The following is a 21,686-nucleotide window of genomic DNA, read 5'->3' as shown; positions in this document are numbered from 1 at the left end:
TATTCGCTTGTGAGCCCTATCAATCTGAAGGGTTTTCTAGTGTATTTACATATATTTCAATGTTTTAATTTCTTGATAGATAGATCTATCAAGGCTAGTTTTAGAAAGGAGTGATGGTATGAATCTCGATGAAGCCATGTACACGTTTGGGACAGGTGAGAACTTCCACCTTCAGAATTATCTGGGTGTGCATGAATTGGAGGGTGAAGAAGGATTTATCTTCCGTGTGTGGGCCCCTCATGCTGAGCAGATTCAGGTAATTGGAGATTTCACAGGTTGGTTTGATGAACCTCTGGATATGACCAAAAACCATATCGGTGTTTGGGAGGTAACTTCAGCCCTCCCTCAAGAAGGACAACTCTATAAGTTCTTGGTGAAACGTAAGGGAGGTCAAGTAGTCGAAAAGATGGATCCTTTCGCTACTTATTTGGAACCACGTCCAGGAACAGGAGCTGTGATTCGTAAGAAGAAAACTAAGAAGTGGAAGGATGGCCTTTGGATGGGTCGTCGTAAACGCTTTGGTTTCCAAAAACGTCCGGTTAATATCTATGAAGCTCATGCATCATCTTGGAAACTAAAAGAGGATGGTCAACCTTATACTTTCAAAGAATTGAAAGAAGAGTTGATTCCATATTTGGTTGAGATGAACTATACCCACGTGGAATTCATGCCACTCATGGCTCACCCTCTTGGGATGAGTTGGGGTTACCAGCTCATGGGTTACTTTGCTTTTGAGCATACCTATGGTACACCAGAAGATTTTCAAGATTTTGTTGAAGCATGTCACCAGAATAATATCGGTGTCTTGGTAGACTGGGTCCCAGGTCACTATACACAGAATGACGATGCTTTAGCCTACTTTGATGGTACACCAACTTTCGAATATCAGGATCACGATCGAGCTCATAACTATCGTTGGGGAGCGTTGAACTTTGACTTAGGAAAAAATCAAGTACAGTCTTTCCTTATTTCAAGTGCTCTTTACTGGATTGAAAATTATCATATCGATGGTATCCGAGTGGATGCAGTTTCAAACATGCTCTATTTGGACTATGATGAGGGTCCATGGATGCCAAACAAGGACGGTGGTAACCGTAACTTGGAAGGCTATGGCTTCCTTCAAAAACTCAATCGTGAGATTAAAAAACGCTATCCAGATGTCATGATGGTTGCGGAAGAATCAACTGCAGCAACACCAATTACACAACCGATTGAAGAGGGTGGTCTAGGTTTCGACTTCAAATGGAATATGGGTTGGATGAACGATATCCTCAAATTCTACGAAGAAGATCCAGTTTACCGTCAGTACGATTTCAATCTGATGACCTTTAGTTTCATGTATTGCTTCAATGAAAACTATGTTCTACCTTTCTCACATGATGAAGTAGTTCATGGTAAGAAGAGTATGATGCATAAGATGTGGGGGGACCGCTACAATCAGTTTGCTGGCCTACGTAACCTCTATGCTTATCAACTCTGTCACCCAGGTAAGAAATTGCTCTTCATGGGATCTGAATTTGGTCAGTTCTTAGAGTGGAAATTTGATTACCAACTTGAATGGAATAATCTTGAAGATGAGATGAACCAGAAGATGCAGGCTTTCACTAGCCATATGAATGGTTTCTACAAGGACCATAAGTCTCTCTGGCAGATTGATGATTCTTACGATGGTATTGAAATCATTGACGCGGATAACCGTGCTGAAAGTGTGCTTTCCTTCATTCGTAAGGATGACAAAGGCGATAAGGGTGACTTTCTCGTCTGTGTCTTCAACCTAGCTCCAGTGGAACGTCAAGACTTCACTATTGGATTGCCAGTCGCTGGTATTTATCAAGAAGTGCTTAACACTGAGATGGAAGAATTCGGTGGTGTCTGGAAAGAAGGAAATCCTGAGACCCGTACCCAAAAAGCGAAGTGGAAGGATTATGAAAATACCCTTAGCTTCACATTGCCAGCTCTTGGAGCAAGTATCTGGCGTGTTAAACGTCGCTTGAAATAAAGGGTAGACTTAAACGTGTACACGATTTGTTTTTCAGTGGTGATAGCAGGGAAGTCACGGTTGAAAGAAGCTGTTTGATGCCCAAACTATTGCCACACTGAGGAACTTACTTTAATTGTCATAATCAGTTTCGACTGATTGTCTCACATCCTTTTGAGGATGGAACTAAAAATCATGAGGGGGACTATTCATGAAAAATGAAATGTTGGCTTTGATCCTTGCTGGTGGGCAAGGAACTCGTCTTGGAAAATTGACCCAAAGTATTGCCAAACCAGCTGTTCAATTTGGTGGACGCTATCGTATTATTGATTTTGGTTTGTCAAATTGTGCCAATTCAGGAATTAACAATGTAGGTGTCATTACACAGTATCAGCCACTTGCTTTGAACAATCATATCGGTAATGGTTCAAGTTGGGGCTTGGATGGTGTTAACTCTGGTGTATCAATTCTTCAACCTTACTCAGCTAGTGAAGGTAATCGTTGGTTTGAAGGTACTAGCCACGCTATTTATCAAAACATTGACTATATCGATAGCATCAATCCTGAATATGTTTTGATTTTGTCTGGTGACCATATTTACAAGATGGACTATGATGATATGCTCCAATCTCACAAAGATAACAACGCAAGTCTTACTGTCGCCGTTCTTGATGTGCCACTTAAAGAAGCTAGCCGTTTCGGTATCATGAACACTGATGCTAATAACCGTATTGTTGAGTTCGAAGAAAAACCTGAAAACCCTAAATCTACGAAAGCATCAATGGGTATTTACATCTTTGATTGGAAACGTCTTCGCAATATGTTAGTATCAGCTGAAAAGAGTTCAGTTGATATGTCAGACTTTGGTAAGAACGTTATCCCAGCTTATCTTGAAACAGGTGAAAGCGTCTTTGCTTATGAATTTGAAGGCTATTGGAAAGACGTAGGTACTATCGAATCCCTTTGGGAAGCAAATATGGAGTACATTTCTCCTGAAAATGCCTTGGATAGTCGTAACCGTCAATGGAAAATTTACTCACGTAACGTGATTGCTCCACCAAACTTCTTTGGTGAGAATGCTCATGTTGAAGATTCACTCGTTGTTGATGGATGTTTGGTTGATGGAACTGTTAAACATTCTGTGCTTTCAACAAGTGCACAAATTCGTGAAGGGGCAGTCGTTGAAGATTCAGTGATTATGAGTGGTGCAATTATTGGTAAAGGTGCAAAAATTAAACGAGCTATTATCGGTGAAGGTGCACACATTTCCGATGGTGTGGAAATTGACGGTACAGAAGAAGTGCAAGTCGTAGGATACAATGAAGTAGTGGGGGTACCAAAAGATGAAGATTGATAAATATTCTGCAATTCTAGGAAATACCGTAGGATTCCATGACATGGGTGGTTTGACTGAGCACCGTCCTATTGCCAGCCTACCATTTGGCGGAAAATATCGCCTCATCGACTTCCCGTTGTCTAACTTGGCTAATGCTGGTATCCGTAGCGTCTTCGGAATCTTCCAAAACGAAAACATCAGTTCTGTCTTCGACCATATTCGTTCAGGTCGTGAGTGGGGCTTGTCTACTCTTCTCAGTCACTACTACCTTGGTATTTACAATACTCCTGTTGAAAGCTCAACTATTGATGAGGAATACTATCGTCAAATTTTGACTTACCTTAAACGTTCAGGCTCAGATCAGACTGTAGCTCTTAACAGTGATGTTTTGGTCAACATTGATCTTAACCAAGTTTTCCACCTTCACAATACAACAAAACCAAAAGTTACTGTGGTCTACAAAAAACTTCCTAAAGAACTCATTTCAGATGTAAACAGCGTTTTAGAAATTGATGACTCTGACAAAGTGCTTGGTCATGAGCTCTTCCAGGGTGGCGATAAAGAAGTTTACAATATGTCTACAGACATCTTTGTTGTGGATACACCATTCTTGATTGAAAAATTGGAAGAAGAAGCAGCTAAAGAAGAACCTCGTAAGCTTCGTTATGTACTTCGTGATTTGGCAGTTGCTGAAAATGCTTTTGCTTACGAGTACACTGGTTACCTTTCAAATATCCACTCAGTAAAAGCGTACTTTGATGCTAACTTGGATATGCTGGAATCACAAAAATTCTATAAACTTTTTGCACCAAACCAAAAAGTTTATACAAAAGTTAAAAATGAAGAGCCAACATACTATGCAGACTCTTCTGAAGTTAAGCTTTCACAATTTGCATCTGGTTCGATTGTTCGAGGTAAAGTTGAGAACTCAATGATTTCACGTAATGTTGACTTTTCTGAAGGTTCTAGTGTTAGCCATTCAATTATCTTCCCACGTGTTAAAGTTGCTAAAGGCGCAACAGTTGAATATGCTATTGTGGATAAAGGTGTTGAAATCGCTGAAGGTGTTACGGTTCGCGGTACAGAAAACAACCCAGTTGTCATCAAAAAAGGTAGCGTTGTAACAGAGGATATTGTACGATGAAAATTTTATTTGTAGCAGCAGAGGGTGCACCTTTCGCTAAAACTGGCGGTTTGGGTGACGTTATCGGTGCTCTTCCTAAATCTCTAGTCAAAAATGGTCACGAAGTTGCCGTAATTCTCCCATATTATGATGTGGTTTCGGCTAAATTTGGCGATCAGGTTGAAGACATTGGCTTCTTCTATACAAATGTTGGTTGGCGTCGTCAATATGTCGGCATCAAGAAAATTGTCCGTGATGGTGTGACCTTCTTCTTCATTGATAATGAGCAGTATTTCAACCGCGGTACGGTATACGGTGAGTGGGATGATGGTGAGCGTTTTGGCTTCTTCCAAATGGCTGCCCTTGAGTTGATGGAAAAAGTGGACTTTATTCCAGATATTCTCCATGTTCATGACTACCACACAGCCATGATTCCATTCCTTCTTAAGGAAAAATACCATTGGATTCAAGCTTACCAAGGTATTAGAACAGTCTTCACTATCCATAATATTGAGTTCCAAGGTCAATTTGACAGTGGTATGCTTTGGGAAATCTTCGGTGTTGGTTACGAGCGTTATGCAGACGGTACGCTCCGTTGGAATGACTGCCTCAACTGGATGAAAGCAGCCGTTCTTTATGCAGATCGTGTAACAACAGTTTCTCCATCTTATGCTGGTGAAATTCAAACACCTGAATTTGGTAAAGGTCTTGATCAAATCATGCGCATGGAATCTGGTAAGTTGTCTGGTATTGTTAATGGTATCGATACGGACCTCCTTGATCCAGAAACAGATACTCACATTCCTTACCACTTCTCAGTGGATGATTTGTCAGGTAAGGCCAAAGACAAGGCAGCTCTTCAAGAACGTGTTGGTCTCCCAGTTCGCGAAGACGTTCCATTGATTGGTATTGTGTCACGTTTGACTGACCAAAAAGGTTTCGATTTGGTTGTCAACGAACTTCACAACATCTTGCAACATGATGTTCAGATTGTTCTTTTGGGTACTGGTTACAGCGACTATGAGAACTCTTTCTCTTGGTTCGGTCACGCTTACCCAGAAAAAATGTCTGCCAACATTACCTTCAACCTAGAGTTGGCTCAACAAATTTATGCTGGTTGTGACATTTTCCTTATGCCTTCAGCCTTTGAACCATGTGGCCTCTCTCAAATGATGTCTATGCGCTATGGTACCTTGCCAGTGGTTAGCGAGGTTGGTGGTCTTCGTGATACTGTTGAACCATACAACCCTGTGACAGGCTCAGGTACAGGATTCTCATTTGGTAACTTCTCAGGTTACTGGATGGTTCAAACCCTTGAAAAAGCTCTCGATGTTTACGAAAACAATGCTGATGCTTGGAAACAACTCCAGCACAATGCTATGACACGTGACTTCTCATGGGATACAGCAAGTTTGGCATATGTTGATTTGTACAAACAATTAGTATAATTGCAAAGATAACTTTTCTCGCAAGGGAAAAGTTATCTTCGTGTAAAGCGTTTGAAAACGCTTCTATATAATCTTGACAAAAGTCAGGATAGCATCTCTCAATCTTGCTGATAAAGCAATGAAAGAGAAGATATCTAAAAATCTGAATAGAAGACTAACTCTAATCATGTTATAATAAACCTGACTGTTTTGACAGTTTTGTAAATAAAGATTTTGAAATATCTGTTTCGAATCTTGTCTGGCAAGGTTTGGAAGTTTGAGTAAAATTTCCAATTCCCTCTTATCTGAATAGATACCTGTAAGAAGTGTATTGAAGATAAGGAAGTAGTAAGAAAGGATTTCTATGCAACTCGAAAATTTAACAAAAGAACAATTCATCCGTGACTTTAAGGATACTCTCCATCAAGAGCAGTTGATTAAAGTTGCTAAGGCCACACCAACGGAGATTTTTACTGCCTTGGCTGGTTTGATCCGTAAATATTACACAAATACATGGATTGAACGTAACCATGCACTTTCAGATAATCAAGAAAAGATTGCTTACTACTTCTCGATTGAATTTCTTCCAGGTCGTATGTTGGAAACTAACCTTCTCAACCTTGGTATTCTTGACCTTGTTAAAGAGGGATTCGCAGAACTTGATATTGACTTCCGTGAAGTTGTAGAAGCTGAGCATGATATGGCACTTGGTAATGGTGGTCTTGGTCGTTTGGCTGCTGCCTTCATGGATTCGCTTGCGACTACTGGTTATCCAGGTTTTGGTAATGGTCTTCGTTACCGTTACGGACTTTTCAAACAACGTATTGTGGATGGTTACCAAGTGGAATTACCAGATGGTTGGTTTGGTTCTACAGGTAATGTTTGGGAAACACGTAAAGACCACGATATTGTCTATGTGAAACTCTTTGGTGATGTGGTTCTTGAAAGCAATGAAGATGGTCGCTTTGTCCCAACTTATAAGAATGCTCAAGTCCTTCGTGCCGTACCTTATGATGTGCCGCAAATTGGTTATAAGAATGGTGTGATTAACAACCTTCGTCTTTGGGATGTAGAAATTCCTGAAGAATACGAATTGGATTATCCTACGCTTGATGCACGTCGTCGTGTGAAAGATATTACTGCTATTCTTTATCCAGATGATTCAACGATTAAAGGTAAAGAATTGCGTTTGGTTCAAGAGTACTTCATGACAAGTGCCGGTCTCCAAACAATCATTAAATCTTACCTCAAGATGGGCTTGCCATTGAAAGATATCCACGAAAAAGTATCTGTTCACATCAATGATACCCACCCTGCGGTTGCACCAGCTGAATTCATGCGTCTTCTCCTTGATGAATATGGTCTTTCATGGGAAGATGCTTGGAATGCGACTGTTAAAACTATGAGCTACACTAACCACACTATTCTTCAAGAAGCCCTTGAAAAATGGGATCAACAGCTCTTCAAACGTGTCCTTCCACGTGTTTACCAAATCATCTTGGAAATCGACAACCGTTACATCGCTGAAATGGCTGGACGTGGCGTTGCTGCAGATGTTATCGAACGTACTCGTATTGTTAAGGATAACCAAGTCCACATGGCTAACTTGGCGATTATTGGTGGTCACTCAGTTAACGGGGTTGCCAAACTCCACACAGAACTCCTTAAAGAAGATACCCTCCACGATTTCTATACTATTTTTCCTGAAAAATTCAATAACAAGACAAATGGTATCGTTCAACGTCGTTGGACACAAATTGCAGCTCCAGAACTTTCAGCAGCAATTGATGACGTGATTGGTGACGGTTGGCGTAACGACATCCATGAGCTTGAAAATCTTACAACTTACTTGGATGACAAGGAAGTCTTGAACCAGTTCTATCAAGTTAAGAAGACTGCTAAACAACGTTTGGCAGACTACATCAAAGAAACAACAGGCGTAGAAGTGTCAACAGATGCTATCTTTGATGTTCAAGTGAAACGTCTTCACGCTTACAAACGTCAATTGCTTAACCTTCTTCACATCATCAAACTTTATTGGGATCTGAAAGATAATCCAGATAAAGACATGGTACCTCGTGTATTCATCTTTGGTGCCAAAGCTGCCCCTGGTTATCACTTCGCTAAATCTGTTATCAAACTCATCAACGAAGTTGCCAATCTTGTTAACAATGACGAAAGCCTTCAAGGAAAACTTAAAGTGGTCTTCCTTGAAAACTATCGTGTCAGCCTTGCGGAACTTATCATTCCAGCAGCAGATGTCTCTGAACAAATCTCATTGGCTTCTAAAGAAGCATCTGGTACATCAAACATGAAATTCATGATGACTGGTGCTATTACCTTGGCAACACTTGATGGTGCCAACATTGAAATCAAGGATGAAGTTGGCGATGAGAATGTTGTCATCTTCGGTATGGACAAGGACGAAGTTTATGAACACTATGCACGTCACGATTACTACTCTCGTGCAGTTTATGAAAATAACCCAGTCATTCGTCGTGTCGTTGATACCTTTGTTAACGGTACGATTCCAAATGCTCAATCTGAAGGTACTGAAATTTACGAAGCCCTCATCACCCACAACGATGAGTACTTCCTCTTGGAAGACTTCGCTGCTTATGTAGAAGCTCAAGAGAAAATCGATGCGCTTTATCGTGATCATGACAAGTGGGCACGTATGAGCTTAGCTAATATTGCTAAATCTCACAAATTCACTTCAGATGATACGATCACAGAGTATGCTAAAGAAATTTGGGAATTGAAAAAATAGGCGATAGCTTATGAATCACAAAAAAGATAACGACTAGAAATGGTCGTTGTCTTTTATTTTTAAGAAGAGAGGAGTCGTAGACAGCCAAGCAGCATTTATACATGGCAGTAGGAGTTTACCCGCAGATCTATCTTGGCCCTTGAAACTTGCACTTGCTTATCAAGATGTTATAATGACCTATAGGTATAAGCATCAAAAAGGGGGGAAATTTATGGCTTTACGCAGCCAATTAATTACCAAGGAGTTTCCAGAATTAGATAGGGTAGAGCGCTTAAACAACGAGGCTTTTCCAGAAGAAGAACGTATTCCATTAAGTGACTTCTTAAAATTGGATGGTCGTGATGATTATCATTTCTTTGCCTTTTATGACGAGGATGATTTTGTTGGATTTGCCTCAGTTCTCTACAATGCCAAAGTTTTTTATGTGAGTTTCTTTGCCATCGTTCCTCAAATGCGGAGTCATGGCTACGGAAGTGAGATTATTGATAAACTGGTGGACTTTTATGGACCCTCGCGTTCTATGGTCTTGGAAGTAGAGCGCTTGGATGAACCTAACGACAATCCTGAGCAACGTGCGGCGCGTTGGGATTTCTATAAGCGTAATGGTTTTAAGACTTCTAATGCCTTCTTGGAATACGAAGGTTTGAGTTTTGAGATTCTCTATCGTGGCGATCACTTTGACGAAAAAGCCTACAGAGACATATTCCACAAACTTCAGGAAAATGCTTATTTTGATTTTAGTATTAAACATCGTCGCTTGAGCGATTTATAAAAAATTGAGTTGAACAGGTCTTAGTCGGCCTGTTTTTCATTTGTTTTCAACGTTTGCCAATCGTTTTCAGAATATTTTGTCCACCTATGCTATAATGGAAGTACTATGAAGAAAGTAATTTTACAGTATCTGGCAAGTGCCCTGGCTGTAATCCTCATACTTGGTCTTGTGGTTTTCAATCGACAGCGAAATGACTCTTTGGTAAAGAAGGTCAAAGACCCTGAGATTTCCTATATCTATCAGGATTCTTTGGAAAATATAGATAAACTGGCACTTAGTCAGGCTGGGGTTATCCAATCTTATCAACTCGATGCTTTGTCTGTTAGGAAGGAAGACGGGAAAATTTACCTCGTTCTCCATATCAATCATTCCTATGATATGCAGGTAAATCTTGTCCTAAAGGCAGATATCTACGGTGATTTATCTGTGGTTCAAGCGACACCATCAAAGGCTTTGAAGCTGGCCTTGGAGGACGAGTCTTATCAAAAACGATTGACCTTGATTTCACAGAAGGCAAATGCTATTATGGCTCGTGACCACTGGGATCAGGGCATTAAGCCAGCCTATGTGGCTCAGGTCAGAAGCAAGATGAAAAAGACTTCCTTGACCCAGTTAGACAAGGTTTTACAGGACATTGACCAAGAAAGCAAGGAAGTGGGCTCAGATACCTATACGGCCTTTTTCCAAGCATCTCAACTCCCTAATCATGACAAGCTCAATTTGGTTATGGAGCACATGCAGGTTTATGTGGACAAGTACCAGTTCCTCCAGTTAGGGAAGTCAGGTTATAAATTTTCCAAGAAGCTAGAGCCAACCAGTCCTTTTTATAGTTACTTCCGTGAGGCTATTATGGAGACCTATCAGACGGATCTAGGGCTTGGGGTGGATGACTTAGGTATCAAGCTCCATCTTTTTAGGTCTTGGATTGATAAGCAGTCCATGGACTATATTAGGACCAACTACAAGGGCAAGACAGATTTAGACAAACTTCTGGCCTACAGCAAGGACAAGAAGATTCATTTGGATTACACTACGGGTGCTTCCTACCATAATCGAAGCTTGGGAGACTTTACCTATCCGCAGAACATGAAAATTCAGCTACCTCAGACCAGTGTCATGGGACCTTATGGAGTTAGCAATTCCCGTTTTATTGAGTTTATTGTCAATATGGATACGGGGAGATTTGTCTCTGAGTGGAATGTCTACAAGAAAAGGAAAGACGGTAGCATCGACTCCAATCCCAAGCATTACAAGATTGAAGACGGTGCTGACATTGCCGATACGGATTCTGCTAATTATGGGCTGTCTAAGGGATTGAATGCTGACCTACCAGCCTATCTCAATAATAGCCATACCTATCTTGACGTTCGTCATCCTGCTGACAATGCGATTAGACGCAAGATGGTTAGGAAGTGGAAAAATCCCAAGAATGTCTTAAACGGTGGGCGCTATGCTGATATTGTTAAAAAAGGAGGCTTGAAAGACCTTGAAACATGGAGACAAGTTAAAGCTGAAGACCGGCTCCAGGTCTACAATGCTTACCTTGATTATATTCGCTCTCATCTTGTGCTTAATGGGTTTGACAGCTTTTACCAAGAAACCTACAAGCCCCAAGGTGGAGACAAAAAAGACTGAAAACCTTGATAGTGTCCTTGTCGCTAAGAATTTCTATCGAGTAAGGGATGCTTATGCCATTAAGCTCTACGGACAGGATGAGGGGATGTCCTTTGATGTAGCTGGCCAAAGACTTTTTGGATCAAACATTGCTATTAAGGATGGCCTATTATATGGCTCCAGTCTTGGGGATTTAACCATTGAGGCTTATTTTCAAGGAGAGCTGTCCTACCTTTTAGAGGCTACCCAGAAGCTTCCAGTGGACAAAAATCGCATCAAGGCTAACCACTATAGTCAGGACATTGTTTTGAATAACGTTTGGACTAGTTTGGAAGGTCAAGAAACCTCCAACAGTATCATCACTCAGTTTCAGGATAAGACCCTACTCAAGCTGCGAATCAGCTACAACAAAGAGTTCCTTCCCACAAAGATTCAAGGTTTCTACAATAGTCAGACCTTTAATGGCTGGCGGGACCTCTTTTACATAGATTATCCTTACAGTGATCAGGAAGCCTTCAATCAGGCTCAAGATGCCTACATACAACACATCCAGTACATGGAAACTCATCCTGAGGAAGAAGCAGGAGAGTTTGGTTAATAAAACAAAATCACCTTTATCTCGAGATAAAGGTGATTTTAGGTTTATAGGATTCTAGGTTTTAGTTTTGATTTGTGGCAACTTCTGGAAAAAGCTTGTCTAAGATTTTTGAAGTGATAGCCTGTCCAGGTCCTTCAGCACAGTAGGTGTGCATATACATAGAAGGGTTAAAGTTGAGCTCGATGCAGGTGCAATGAGGGTTTTCTTTGCTAGCAGGTTGGGTTTCATCTGGAATAATGAGGTCAACCCCACAAGCCCAAGCGCCCATACTAGTTGCCATAGCTGCAGCTAATTCTTGGTAAGAGGAATCCATGGTCCCAGTGACATCAATAGAGTCACCACCCGTAGAAATGTTTGAGTTACGACGTAGATTGACCTTTTTCCCTTCTGGGAGAATATCATCAGGGGTATAACCCTGTTGCGTTAACATCAGTTGTTCGATGTCTCCTAGTGCAATGATTTCCAGTGGTGAGCGGTGATCACGTCCTCGCAATGGATTGGCATTTTTCTGAGCGACCAATTCACGAATGGTGTGTTTGCCATCACCGACAACATTGGCAGCGACACGAAGGAGGACAGCCTCACAGCTCCCATCCAGAATGAAGAAACGGTATTCGGTTCCTGGGATAAATTCTTCAACAAGAACAGCTGTATCTTCTGCAAAGGCAATCTCGAGGGCTTTCTTATAGTTATCAAGGCTGGCAGGCTCTTGGAAAATGGAAATGCCCAGACCAAAGTTGGTTGATTTTGGTTTAACCACAATTTGCTTGTCCTTGATAAGAGGATAATAGGCTAGACCTTGTTCCAGACTGGTAAATTCGTCGCCAGCGGGAACAGGGAAACCAGCATCAGTCAGGATTTTTTTGGTCACGGTTTTATTGGCCATGGCAAGAGGTACTACATAGTTGTCTTTTGAGGTCATGTTACCATTTTTGACGTACTCAACATGATCTTTATGCCAAAGTTTAAGGAACTGATCCTGCTCATCTAGGATTTCAAAATGAATCCCTTTTTGAATGGCATCAAACAGTAGCATCTGAGTAGAAAGCTCCATCTCCTCGTAACCCTTAAGAGCATAGTGGGCAGTCCAGTCGTAATCATGATAGGCAAGAGCCTTGTCAAGGGCAAAGTCAGCAAGGGACTTGTCTTTGATATGAGGTAGAAGTTGAGCAGCTAGTGTCTGACTAGGATCTGCAAAGGCATCTTTCACTTGCTTAACCAAACCTTGATGATAGTCACCTAGTCCAAAATGTTGCACCAGTTGGTCCAGAGCCGTCGTAATGTTCTGAGTTTCAGCTTCAGAAGGTAGAGGCTCTAAAGGATGAGAGAGGGCGATTTTTTCATTCAGCGCGTGACCTTGAGCCAGAGCCTGATCGACATTTTCAGGGGCATCCATCCAGAGGAAGGCTAGAAGGAGTAGGTGTACAGTATCCATGGTAGTTTGGCTAATACCGATACGCTCAAAGGGGTTAAGGTCGAAGTTACGGAATTCCAGATAGGTGATTCCCTTGTCAAGGAAGGAACGATTAACCTTTTGTCCACGGAAACGAACAGCTGAGTAAAATTCCTTCTCCGCAATCAAATCTCCTTGTTCGATATAGTTTTCGATGGCAGAGACATAATCTTCTAGGTTTGCAAAAGATACTTGGATTTCTTCCTTATTGACATAACCATGGTCACTGTTACGGAAGGAACGCACGGGTTCTGGCACTTCTTGGTCGAAGAAGCCTTGCTCAGCAACAGGTGCAGCACCAAAGAGATAGGTAATTACCCAACGGTAGCGCAAATAGTTCTGAGCCAGCTTAAGATAGAGGGCGTTCTTGAAAGCAATCATATCAGTCTGGTCACTTTCTTTGAATAAAGCCTCAACCAAATCTTTCCCAAGTTCCATATTATAGTGGATACCTGAGATAGCTTGAAGTTTAGTTCCGTATTTTTCAGCCAAGTAGTTACGATAATGGCGTTCGAATTCATTTTCCAGTTGAGCGACTTGGATTTCTTGGGCCTTGATACGAGGTGGCATGGACAAGGGCCAGAGAAGTTCATCTTTACTGATGGAACGTCCAGCTACATCGGTAATGGCTCCAAGAAAACGACGAGCCTCAGTGGTAGATTTAGCAACTGGCGTGATGAGTTCCATTTGAAACTCACAAAAATCTGTTTGAATATAAGGGTGGAAACTTCGAGCTCCTAGGCAAGAAGGGTGAGGCGTATGTGCTAATTTTCCCTGTCTATCGACACGAAGACTTTCGCGTTCAATTCCAAAGTTAGCTTGAAGGATAGGGCTGGTAGGCTCCAGCTTTTGAAGCAGTTGATTTATAGTCATAGAGTCACCTTTTCATCTAATGTTAGTGTTAGTCTATTATAAATAGGAACAGAAAACAAATTTCTGCTACGTTTGGCTATGATTTACGAACATTTATGATAAGTTTGTGAAAAATGAGCAGCTTTTAGAGCGATATTTTTATCAAACATCGTAAAAAACTTACAAATGTTAGCAAAATGATATTATGCTTGCAATTTTACTCAATTTAACCTATACTAATGACATATATATGAGAACGAAAAAATCCCTAGGGTCTGCCCTCAGGGGCTTTTGTATGCTCTCAAAAGGGTATGACCGTTCTTTTATAGATAAATGATAAGCATAAGACTGTTAGTTTTATGCCTAGAGTAGACGATATTTTTCGCCGTGGTAACAGTTATCTAAATCTGCTCAGTCTTGCTGAAAACAGAGTAAGATACTAACAGTTCGCTCTGCTCAACAGCGATGCTTTCGCCGTGATGATATTCCTATAACTGCAGAAGCAGTTATAGGAAGCGGAGTTATCGAGACTTTGGCTCGATAACTAGTCATGGAACGACTGAGTCGGTCGCTGACGTCCGCCATCACTTAAGAAAGCATCAAAAAAGAAAAATATCAAAAGAAAAATATCAAAAGAAAAAGAATAAAAACGGAGGTAATTATGTTTCAAACCCTGATCGCCCAGATAAAGGAATACAAGAAACCCTCAATCCTAGCGTCCCTCTTCATGACGTTAGAAGTCATGTTTGAGATTTCCATTCCCTTTGTCATGGCCAATCTTTTGGATAAAGGTGTCCAGCAATCCAACATGTCTAACATTTGGCTCTATGGTGGCCTCATGTTGGTCTGCGCCTTCCTGTCGCTTTTCTGTGGGATGCAGTCGGCACGCTATGCGGCCTTTGCCTCTGCTGGATTTGCCAAGAATCTACGCCAGGCCATTTTCAAAAAGGTTCAAACCTTCTCTTTTGAAAATATTGATAAGTTTTCAGCTGGTGGTTTGGTAACACGTATGATGACTGATGTGACCAACGTGCAGAACTCTTACCAGATGATTATCCGCATCTGTGTACGTGCACCACTTAACCTGATTTTTGCCATTACAGCAAGTTTCCTGATTAATGGCGAAATGGCTTGGATTTTCGTTGGTGTAACACTCTTCCTTGGTCTGGTTTTGGCCATTATTACCAAAATCGTATATCCTCTCTTTACTCAAGTGTTTGAGGCTTATGACAACCTCAACAATAGTATCAAGGAAAATATCACCAACATGCGTGTGGTGAAATCCTATGTTAAAGAGCAGGAAGAAACTGACAAATTCAAGAAGGCTTCACGTCGTATTTACAAGATGTTCATGCGTGCCATTCGTGTAGTTGTCATGTCTAACCCAGCCATGATGTTGTCTATGTATGCATCATTCCTCATGATTTCTTGGTTTGGTGCTCATCTTATCGTTGTCGGCAAGCTATCTACAGGTGAATTGACTTCCATGTTCAGTTACACCATGACCATCCTCATCTCACTTATGATGTTCATGATGATCTTTGTCATGTTGTCTATCTCTATGGCCTCTGTAGAGCGTATCAATGAAGTGCTTAATACTGAATCAACCATTATTTCACCTGAAAATGGCTTGACAGAGGTCACAGATGGTTCTATCAGTTTTGATCATGTGGATTTCTCATACACTGATGAAAATGGTGATAAGACCCATGTCCTCAAGGATATTTCGCTTGATATTAAGTCTGGTGAGGTTATCGGTATTCTTGGTGGAACAGGTTCTGGTAAATCAAGTTTGGTTCAGCTCATTCCTCGTCTTTATGATGTGGAAGCCGGTCAAGTTAAGGTTGCTGGCCACGATGTTAAGGATTATGATTTGGATAGCTTGCGTAAGCAAGTTGCCATGGTACTTCAAACCAACGTCCTTTTCTCAGGAACCATTAAGGAAAATATGCGTTGGGGAAATAAACAGGCAACAGATGAAGAAATCATTGAAGCTTGTAAGATTGCCCAAGCTGATGAATTTATCCAAGAGTTTAAGGATGGCTATGATACCAAGATTGAACGTGGTGGAGCCAATGTCTCAGGGGGACAACGTCAACGTCTTTGTATCGCACGTGCCCTTCTCATGAATCCGAAAATCTTGATTTTGGATGATTCGACATCGGCAGTCGATACCAAGACAGATAGTTTGATTCGTCAAGGCTTCGCTTCAAGTCTTAAGGACTCGACCAAAATCATCATCGGTCAACGGATTTCATCTATCCAAGATGCCGACCGTATCATCGTCATGAATGATGGTCGTATCGATGCTATTGGTACTCATGACGACTTGGTGGCTAATAATGCTATCTATCGTGACGTCTACAAGATGCAAACACAAGGGAAAGGAGTAGCAGATGCAGAATAAGAAAAAAGCTAATTGGGGCTCTCTAGCACGTCTTCTACGCTTTTTGTGGCAAGACTACAAACTTTCACTTAGTATTGCCTTTGTCCTCATTGTTGTTGCTTCTTTGGCAACGGTTAATTTGACGGCTTCGATTCAGTCCTTGGTGGACGTTTACGTTCAACCCATGCTCAAATCTGGTAGTCATGATTTTGGGCCACTGTTACGTTTCTTGACGTCAGTTGGGGTCTTTTGTCTTATCGGTGTGGTTGCCAACTATGTGGCCTCCCTCCTCATGGCGACGATTTCACAAGATTCCCTGCGTTCCCTTCGTAATCAGCTTTTTGCTCGTATGCAAAAGCTTCCGGTTCGCTACTTTGACACTCACCAACACGGGGACATCATGTCTATCTATACCAATGACATCGATGCCCTTCGTCAGGCTGTTGAGCAGTCAATTCCGCAGTTGTTACAAACGGCCATTACCCTTATCGGGGTGACTGTAACCATGCTTACGGTTAGTCCCCTTCTCTTTATCGTGGTCCTAGTCATGGTAGGCATCATGTTTATGGTCATCAAAAATGTATCAGCCAAATCAGGTCGTTACTTCGGTGAACAACAAAAGAACCTAGGGATTGAGAATGGTTTTATCGAAGAAATGATGTCAGGGCAAAAGGTCGTCAAGGCCTTCGTCCACGAAGAAGAAAGCATGGCTGACTTCGACAAGATTAATGAACAACTTTTTGAATCTTCTTACTTGGCCAACCGCTATGCCAATGTTCTCATGCCAATTCTTGGGAACTTAGGAAATGTTTCCTTTGTTTTGACTGCCTTGGTTGGTGGTGTATTTGCCCTCAATGGTGTGGGTGGTTTGACTATCGGTGGTCTCATGGCCTTCCTACAATTGAACCGTTCCTTCAACGGCCCAATTACTCAGGTTTCTCAACAACTTAACTTTGTCCTTATGGCCCTTGCTGGTGCTGATCGTATCTTTGACCTTTTGGATGAAGCAGAAGAAGTTGACCAAGGTAAGGTCACTTTGGTTAACTACGAATTGGTAGATGGTCAAATGGTTGTGACAGACAAGAAAACCAATCTCTGGGCTTGGAAACACCCACGTCCAAATGGCGACTACGAGTTGGTCGAGTTGATCGGAAATGTGGTCTTCCAAGATGTTGATTTCTCTTACGATGGTAAGAAACAAATCCTTCACGACGTTAACCTCTATGCGGATAAGGGGCAAAAGGTTGCCTTTGTTGGTGCGACGGGTGCAGGTAAGACGACGATTACTAACTTGATTAATCGTTTCTACGACATCCAATCTGGTGTGATTACTTATGATGGTATTGATGTGAAGCTAATTGAAAAAGATTCTCTTCGTCGATCACTTGGTATCGTACTTCAGGATACCCATCTCTTCACAGGGACTATCGCTGAAAATATTGCCTACGGCCGTGCTGATGCGACTCGCGAGGAAATTCTTGAAGCTGCTCGTATTGCTAACGTGGATTCCTTTGTGCAACATTTGGACAATGGTTACGACACTGTCCTCACAGATGATGGCGCAGGCTTGTCTAATGGACAACGTCAGCTGATTGCCATTGCGCGTGCCGCCCTTGCTAATGCACCAGTTCTGATCCTTGATGAAGCGACATCCTCTATTGACTCTCGTACCGAAAAAATGGTCCAAGAAGGGATGGACCGACTCATGGAAGGACGTACGGTCTTTGTTATCGCCCATCGTCTTTCAACCATCGTTAACTCTGACGTTATCATGGTTATGGACCACGGACGTATCATTGAACGTGGTGACCATGACAGCCTTATGGAACAAGGTGGTACTTACTACCGACTCTATACTGGTGGTCTTGAAATTGATTAAGATTAAAAGAACTCAGGCTTTGCCTGAGTTTTTTTGCATATGAAGAAGATGTTTCTTTTGAGACTTTTCTTGTAAAAACGATAGATTTGATATCTTAAATCTCAACTTCTTTTAAACCGTGTGAGTCCAGGCGATAAATCTTTTGGCAAACTTGTCTGAGGTAGTTGATATCATGTGAGACTGTCAGAATGGCACCTGGATAGTTCTCGAAGAGCTGTCGGACTTGGGGTTGTGAGGTGGGTGAAAAATTTCTGGTTGGTTCATCTAAGATAAGGAGCTGAGGGCTTTCTAAGACCAGGTGTAGCAGGAGTAGTTTTCCTTTCTGTCCTCCAGATAAATCAGAAATGGCATGGCTCATTTCATCATGACTAAAGTTGAGGTTGGCGAGATGGGAGCTTATAACCTCTCGTTCAGACTTGTCGCCTGTCTTACTTAAAAACGCTATCGGTGACAAATCATTTTGCAAGATAGTATTGTAATGTTGAGGCATGTAGCCAATAGTCAGGTCTGTCTTCTTGCTAAGTTCTTGGTAGAGAAAGTGTAAGAGAGTGGATTTACCACAGCCGTTATCTCCAACAATACCAATTTTTTCTTGCCCTTTCAAAGAAAGTTTGAGATGGTCAATGGTCAGGTGAGGAGCGATGTTTATCTGCTTTTTATCCAGATTTAAGAGATATTTTCCCTGAGGTAGAGGAGTGATATGAGAGAAGAATAGTTCAATACTGTCTTCTTTATCAGGCATTTGTGTCATATCTTGGGCAAGGCGGTCGTAGCGTTTTTCTTGCGAGAGGACTGCTTTCATCTTTTTGGCAACCAATCGTCCTTGCGTGCTATCATGCGTATTACGTAGGGTAGTTTGGACATTTTGTTTGATACGGCGATGCTTGGCCATGGCTTTGTCATAGGCTTTTTTCTCGGTTTTCGCTTGCTGCATTTGTTGCTGGAAGGCATCAGTGCGTTGCTGGCTATAGTTATCATAGTCGAGGTGCTCCACACTAGTCCTTGCCTGACGGCGACGTTTAAGGAGTTCCAGATGGATAATGGTATTTGCTGTCTGGCTTAGTAGGTCTTCGTCATGTGAGATATAGATTATGGTTTGATCAGAATGTTTGATAAAATTTTTTAGCCAAGTCATAGTAGTCAAGTCCATATCGTTTGAGGGCTCGTCAAGAAAAATGATGTCGTGGGGACGGGCTAATTCTCGGATGAGTTGAATTTTGAGTTTCTCGCCACCTGACAGAGAGGAGATAAGCTGACTGCTAGCAAAACGATCACTATCAAAATGAAGTTCATCAGCCAGACGATAGAGGGTAGCATAGTCTAGGTCATAAGTATCCGTAAAGAAGTAGTCGTTAAGGGTTAGGGACTGTAAGTCATCCGAAATCTGTTGAGGAATATAGACCTGTGGGCTATCTGGTTTATTAATAGTTCCCTCGTAAGAAAGATGGTCAAAATGTGCTTTAGGATTGACAAGAAGGGTAAGGAGACTTGACTTTCCATTGCCTTCTTCCCCAATGATAGCGACTTTTTCACCAGTAGCTATCGTTAGATTTAAGTCATGAACGAGTTCACGCAAATCTTTGGTATGGGTAATAGTTAGATGTTGAATCTGTATCATAGGACCTCCTAGGTCTGAGTGCTTGTTGATAGTGTTTCATGGAAAATATGGTTCTTACTTCAAACAATATCAAAGGTCAAAAAACAGTCCTACCTTATAAGATAGAACCGTCTTGAATCTAGCTAAAAAGCCCTCTAGGAGATAGTGATGGTGTGGATGCAAAAAAACGCAGATACCACCAATAAATTTTCTACAGAAAAAGAGCGCAAAAAAGACATGAAAACAATCTATCGAATAAAGCAGGTTTATTGTGAATAGACTTAGTTGTTCATGTCTCCATTTACCTCCGAATGTTACTTGCCTTGATTGTACGCTGTTCGAGAGATTTTGTCAAATGAAAATAAAATATCCAGTCCTATTAGACCGCCGATGCACCTTATCAACAGTCTCCACCTATGCTATACTAGAATCAGTACTAAAATGGAGATTATTTATGGAAAATAAGTTTGTAAAGAAACAAACACCTAAGGGGGATAAGTCCACAAGAATTGTTTTTATAGGTCTCTTAGTGGCATTGCTTTTTATAATCGCAGGGACGGCTATCTTCTTTGCTGTGAATAGTAGCAGTAAGGCTACCAAAGGTTCAGCTGCATCAAGTAAGTCGCGTACGACTGTCTATTCCGGCAGCAATGCAGAAGACCCCTTGTTCAAAATCACCCTGAAAACCTTCGGAGATAATAAGGAATTTTTACTCGTGACACCAAATCCTGGTCATGATAGAAACATGTTTAACATTGTGGGGGTAGCTGGTCAATACTTAGTCACTCAAGAGTACAAGGGGGGTGAATCTGGTAAGAAAAATGCCAAGGGTGAGACACTTTATAAGTATGACTACTTTAATATCTATATGTATGACACGGAAAAACCAAATCAAAAACCTAAACAAATTGACCTCTTGAAATTGGCTAAAAAAGCTGGGGATGAAGATTATTTAAATCAGGCAAGTCTAAGGCTTTTCATGCTTAATGAGCAAGCTTACTTACAAATGCCTTTTGGTGCGTCATCAGCTGATTTTGCTTCTAATAAAAAATACCTCAATCTCAAAACGCAAAAGATTGAGGAAATGAATATTCCAGCTAACTCGAATACTTTGGACTCGGAATTGGATTATGCCAATGTTGATATGCGTAAGACTTTAGAGCCTTTTGGTCTTGAAATGTGGCCAGGTGCAACTAATGGTAAGGATCTAGATCATCCAAGAGAAACACCAATTGCAAGTCTGCCTGCTCTTTATTACATTTCTGAAAAAGACAGAAGCCTCAATATGGATAGTACCAACTTTGCCAAAGAGCATAAGGATGCTTATGACGCGATTAAGACCAAACATGCTAGGATCTACACCATTCCAAGCAAGATTAACAATGAAACCTGGTTCAATACCTTACTCCATTGGATGGCACCTGAAGGCCAGGATGCCTACGAGTTACCGGTTAGGGCATTTAGACCGACTCAGGAAGAAGGGAAAGTCAAGTCCTACCAAGAATTGCAGACTTGGAATGACAACCATATCAGAAAAAAATAGAGGAACTTACCTCTGAAACCCATAAGATTATGAACCCAAGTCTATGATACTTGGGTTTTTAGTGTTTTTGAAATGCTAATGGGAGACTTTAGTCGTGAAAGAGGATTATTAAATTGTATATCAATGGTTTATCGAGGGTGTTACAGAATCGGATGGTTTGTAATAAGAAGGTGAAAATTAGAATCAAAGTGAGAATATCGGCCAATAAAATGAGTTAAACTCTCTCATAACTCTGACATCTTACTTGAATAATATGAGAAAGTTAGGAATGAAAAGAAAATAAAATAGAAATTTGAAAACGGTATAAAGCAAATAAAATCAAGGTTTTTACACTTGTAAGAATAAAAAATGAGCGAAA

13 protein-coding genes are annotated in these 21,686 nt (G+C 41.2%); 11 read left to right on the top strand and 2 right to left on the bottom strand.

What is annotated here, in order from left to right:
• Nucleotides 1-118 precede the first annotated feature (118 nt).
• The 8 genes from glgB (at nucleotide 119) to NYE32_RS07000 (ending at nucleotide 11,618) form a co-directional block, all read left to right on the top strand.
• Nucleotides 119-1,999 carry a 1,4-alpha-glucan branching protein GlgB gene (gene glgB, locus NYE32_RS07035; RefSeq protein ID WP_339156945.1) on the top strand — a complete coding sequence of 627 codons (1,881 nt, stop codon included), beginning with the start codon at nucleotides 119-121 and terminating at the stop codon, nucleotides 1,997-1,999.
• A 190-nt stretch (nucleotides 2,000-2,189) separates the two neighbouring features.
• On the top strand, nucleotides 2,190-3,332 hold the full coding sequence (locus NYE32_RS07030) for a glucose-1-phosphate adenylyltransferase (RefSeq protein WP_225745296.1): 1,143 nt from the start codon (nucleotides 2,190-2,192) through the stop codon (nucleotides 3,330-3,332).
• Nucleotides 3,322-4,458, top strand: a complete 1,137-nt coding sequence (gene glgD / locus NYE32_RS07025; protein WP_339156944.1) for a glucose-1-phosphate adenylyltransferase subunit GlgD — start codon at nucleotides 3,322-3,324, stop codon at nucleotides 4,456-4,458. The genes NYE32_RS07030 and glgD overlap by 11 nt, the downstream gene beginning before the upstream one ends.
• Nucleotides 4,455-5,885, top strand: a complete 1,431-nt coding sequence (glgA, locus tag NYE32_RS07020) for a glycogen synthase GlgA (RefSeq protein ID WP_064524093.1) — start codon at nucleotides 4,455-4,457, stop codon at nucleotides 5,883-5,885. The genes glgD and glgA overlap by 4 nt, the downstream gene beginning before the upstream one ends.
• Nucleotides 5,886-6,228: 343 nt before the next feature.
• The gene (locus NYE32_RS07015) at nucleotides 6,229-8,634 is read left to right on the top strand and encodes a glycogen/starch/alpha-glucan phosphorylase (protein WP_155198459.1); all 2,406 of its coding nucleotides are present in this window, start codon (nucleotides 6,229-6,231) and stop codon (nucleotides 8,632-8,634) included.
• Between the two features lie 211 nt (nucleotides 8,635-8,845).
• Complete coding sequence (locus NYE32_RS07010) at nucleotides 8,846-9,406, top strand: GNAT family N-acetyltransferase (protein ID WP_155198458.1); 561 nt, start codon at nucleotides 8,846-8,848, stop codon at nucleotides 9,404-9,406.
• A 105-nt stretch (nucleotides 9,407-9,511) separates the two neighbouring features.
• Nucleotides 9,512-11,041, top strand: a complete 1,530-nt coding sequence (locus tag NYE32_RS07005) for a DUF1310 family protein (protein WP_175063012.1) — start codon at nucleotides 9,512-9,514, stop codon at nucleotides 11,039-11,041.
• A complete protein-coding gene (locus tag NYE32_RS07000; RefSeq protein ID WP_201041398.1) occupies nucleotides 11,022-11,618 on the top strand; it encodes a hypothetical protein in 597 nt (198 codons plus the stop codon). Before NYE32_RS07005 ends, NYE32_RS07000 begins: the two co-directional genes overlap by 20 nt.
• 61 nt (nucleotides 11,619-11,679) lie before the next feature.
• Here the strand turns inward: NYE32_RS07000 and gshAB are convergent, their stop codons facing one another.
• Entirely contained in the window at nucleotides 11,680-13,944 is a 2,265-nt protein-coding gene (gene gshAB, locus NYE32_RS06995) for a bifunctional glutamate--cysteine ligase GshA/glutathione synthetase GshB (RefSeq protein ID WP_201041397.1), read from the bottom strand.
• 640 nt (nucleotides 13,945-14,584) lie between these two features.
• Here gshAB and NYE32_RS06990 point away from each other — a divergent pair.
• The gene (locus NYE32_RS06990) at nucleotides 14,585-16,330 is read left to right on the top strand and encodes an ABC transporter ATP-binding protein (protein ID WP_339156941.1); all 1,746 of its coding nucleotides are present in this window, start codon (nucleotides 14,585-14,587) and stop codon (nucleotides 16,328-16,330) included.
• A complete protein-coding gene (locus tag NYE32_RS06985) occupies nucleotides 16,320-18,188 on the top strand; it encodes an ABC transporter ATP-binding protein (RefSeq protein WP_339156940.1) in 1,869 nt (622 codons plus the stop codon). The genes NYE32_RS06990 and NYE32_RS06985 overlap by 11 nt, the downstream gene beginning before the upstream one ends.
• A gap of 94 nt (nucleotides 18,189-18,282) precedes the next feature.
• Here the strand turns inward: NYE32_RS06985 and NYE32_RS06980 are convergent, their stop codons facing one another.
• Nucleotides 18,283-19,806: an ATP-binding cassette domain-containing protein gene (locus NYE32_RS06980; protein WP_155198453.1), complete on the bottom strand. Its 1,524-nt coding sequence runs from the start codon at nucleotides 19,804-19,806 to the stop codon at nucleotides 18,283-18,285.
• 433 nt (nucleotides 19,807-20,239) lie between these two features.
• Between NYE32_RS06980 and NYE32_RS06975 the strand changes: the two genes are divergently transcribed.
• Nucleotides 20,240-21,328 (top strand): hypothetical protein, encoded by a 1,089-nt coding sequence (locus NYE32_RS06975; RefSeq protein ID WP_155198452.1) that lies wholly within the window; start codon nucleotides 20,240-20,242, stop codon nucleotides 21,326-21,328.
• Nucleotides 21,329-21,686 lie beyond the last annotated feature (358 nt).

The organism is Streptococcus sp. FSL R7-0248, from assembly GCF_037967965.1.
GTDB lineage: Bacteria > Bacillota > Bacilli > Lactobacillales > Streptococcaceae > Streptococcus.
Note: the sequence above shows the minus strand (reverse complement) of the source record. Positions and strands in the feature narration are given on the sequence as shown.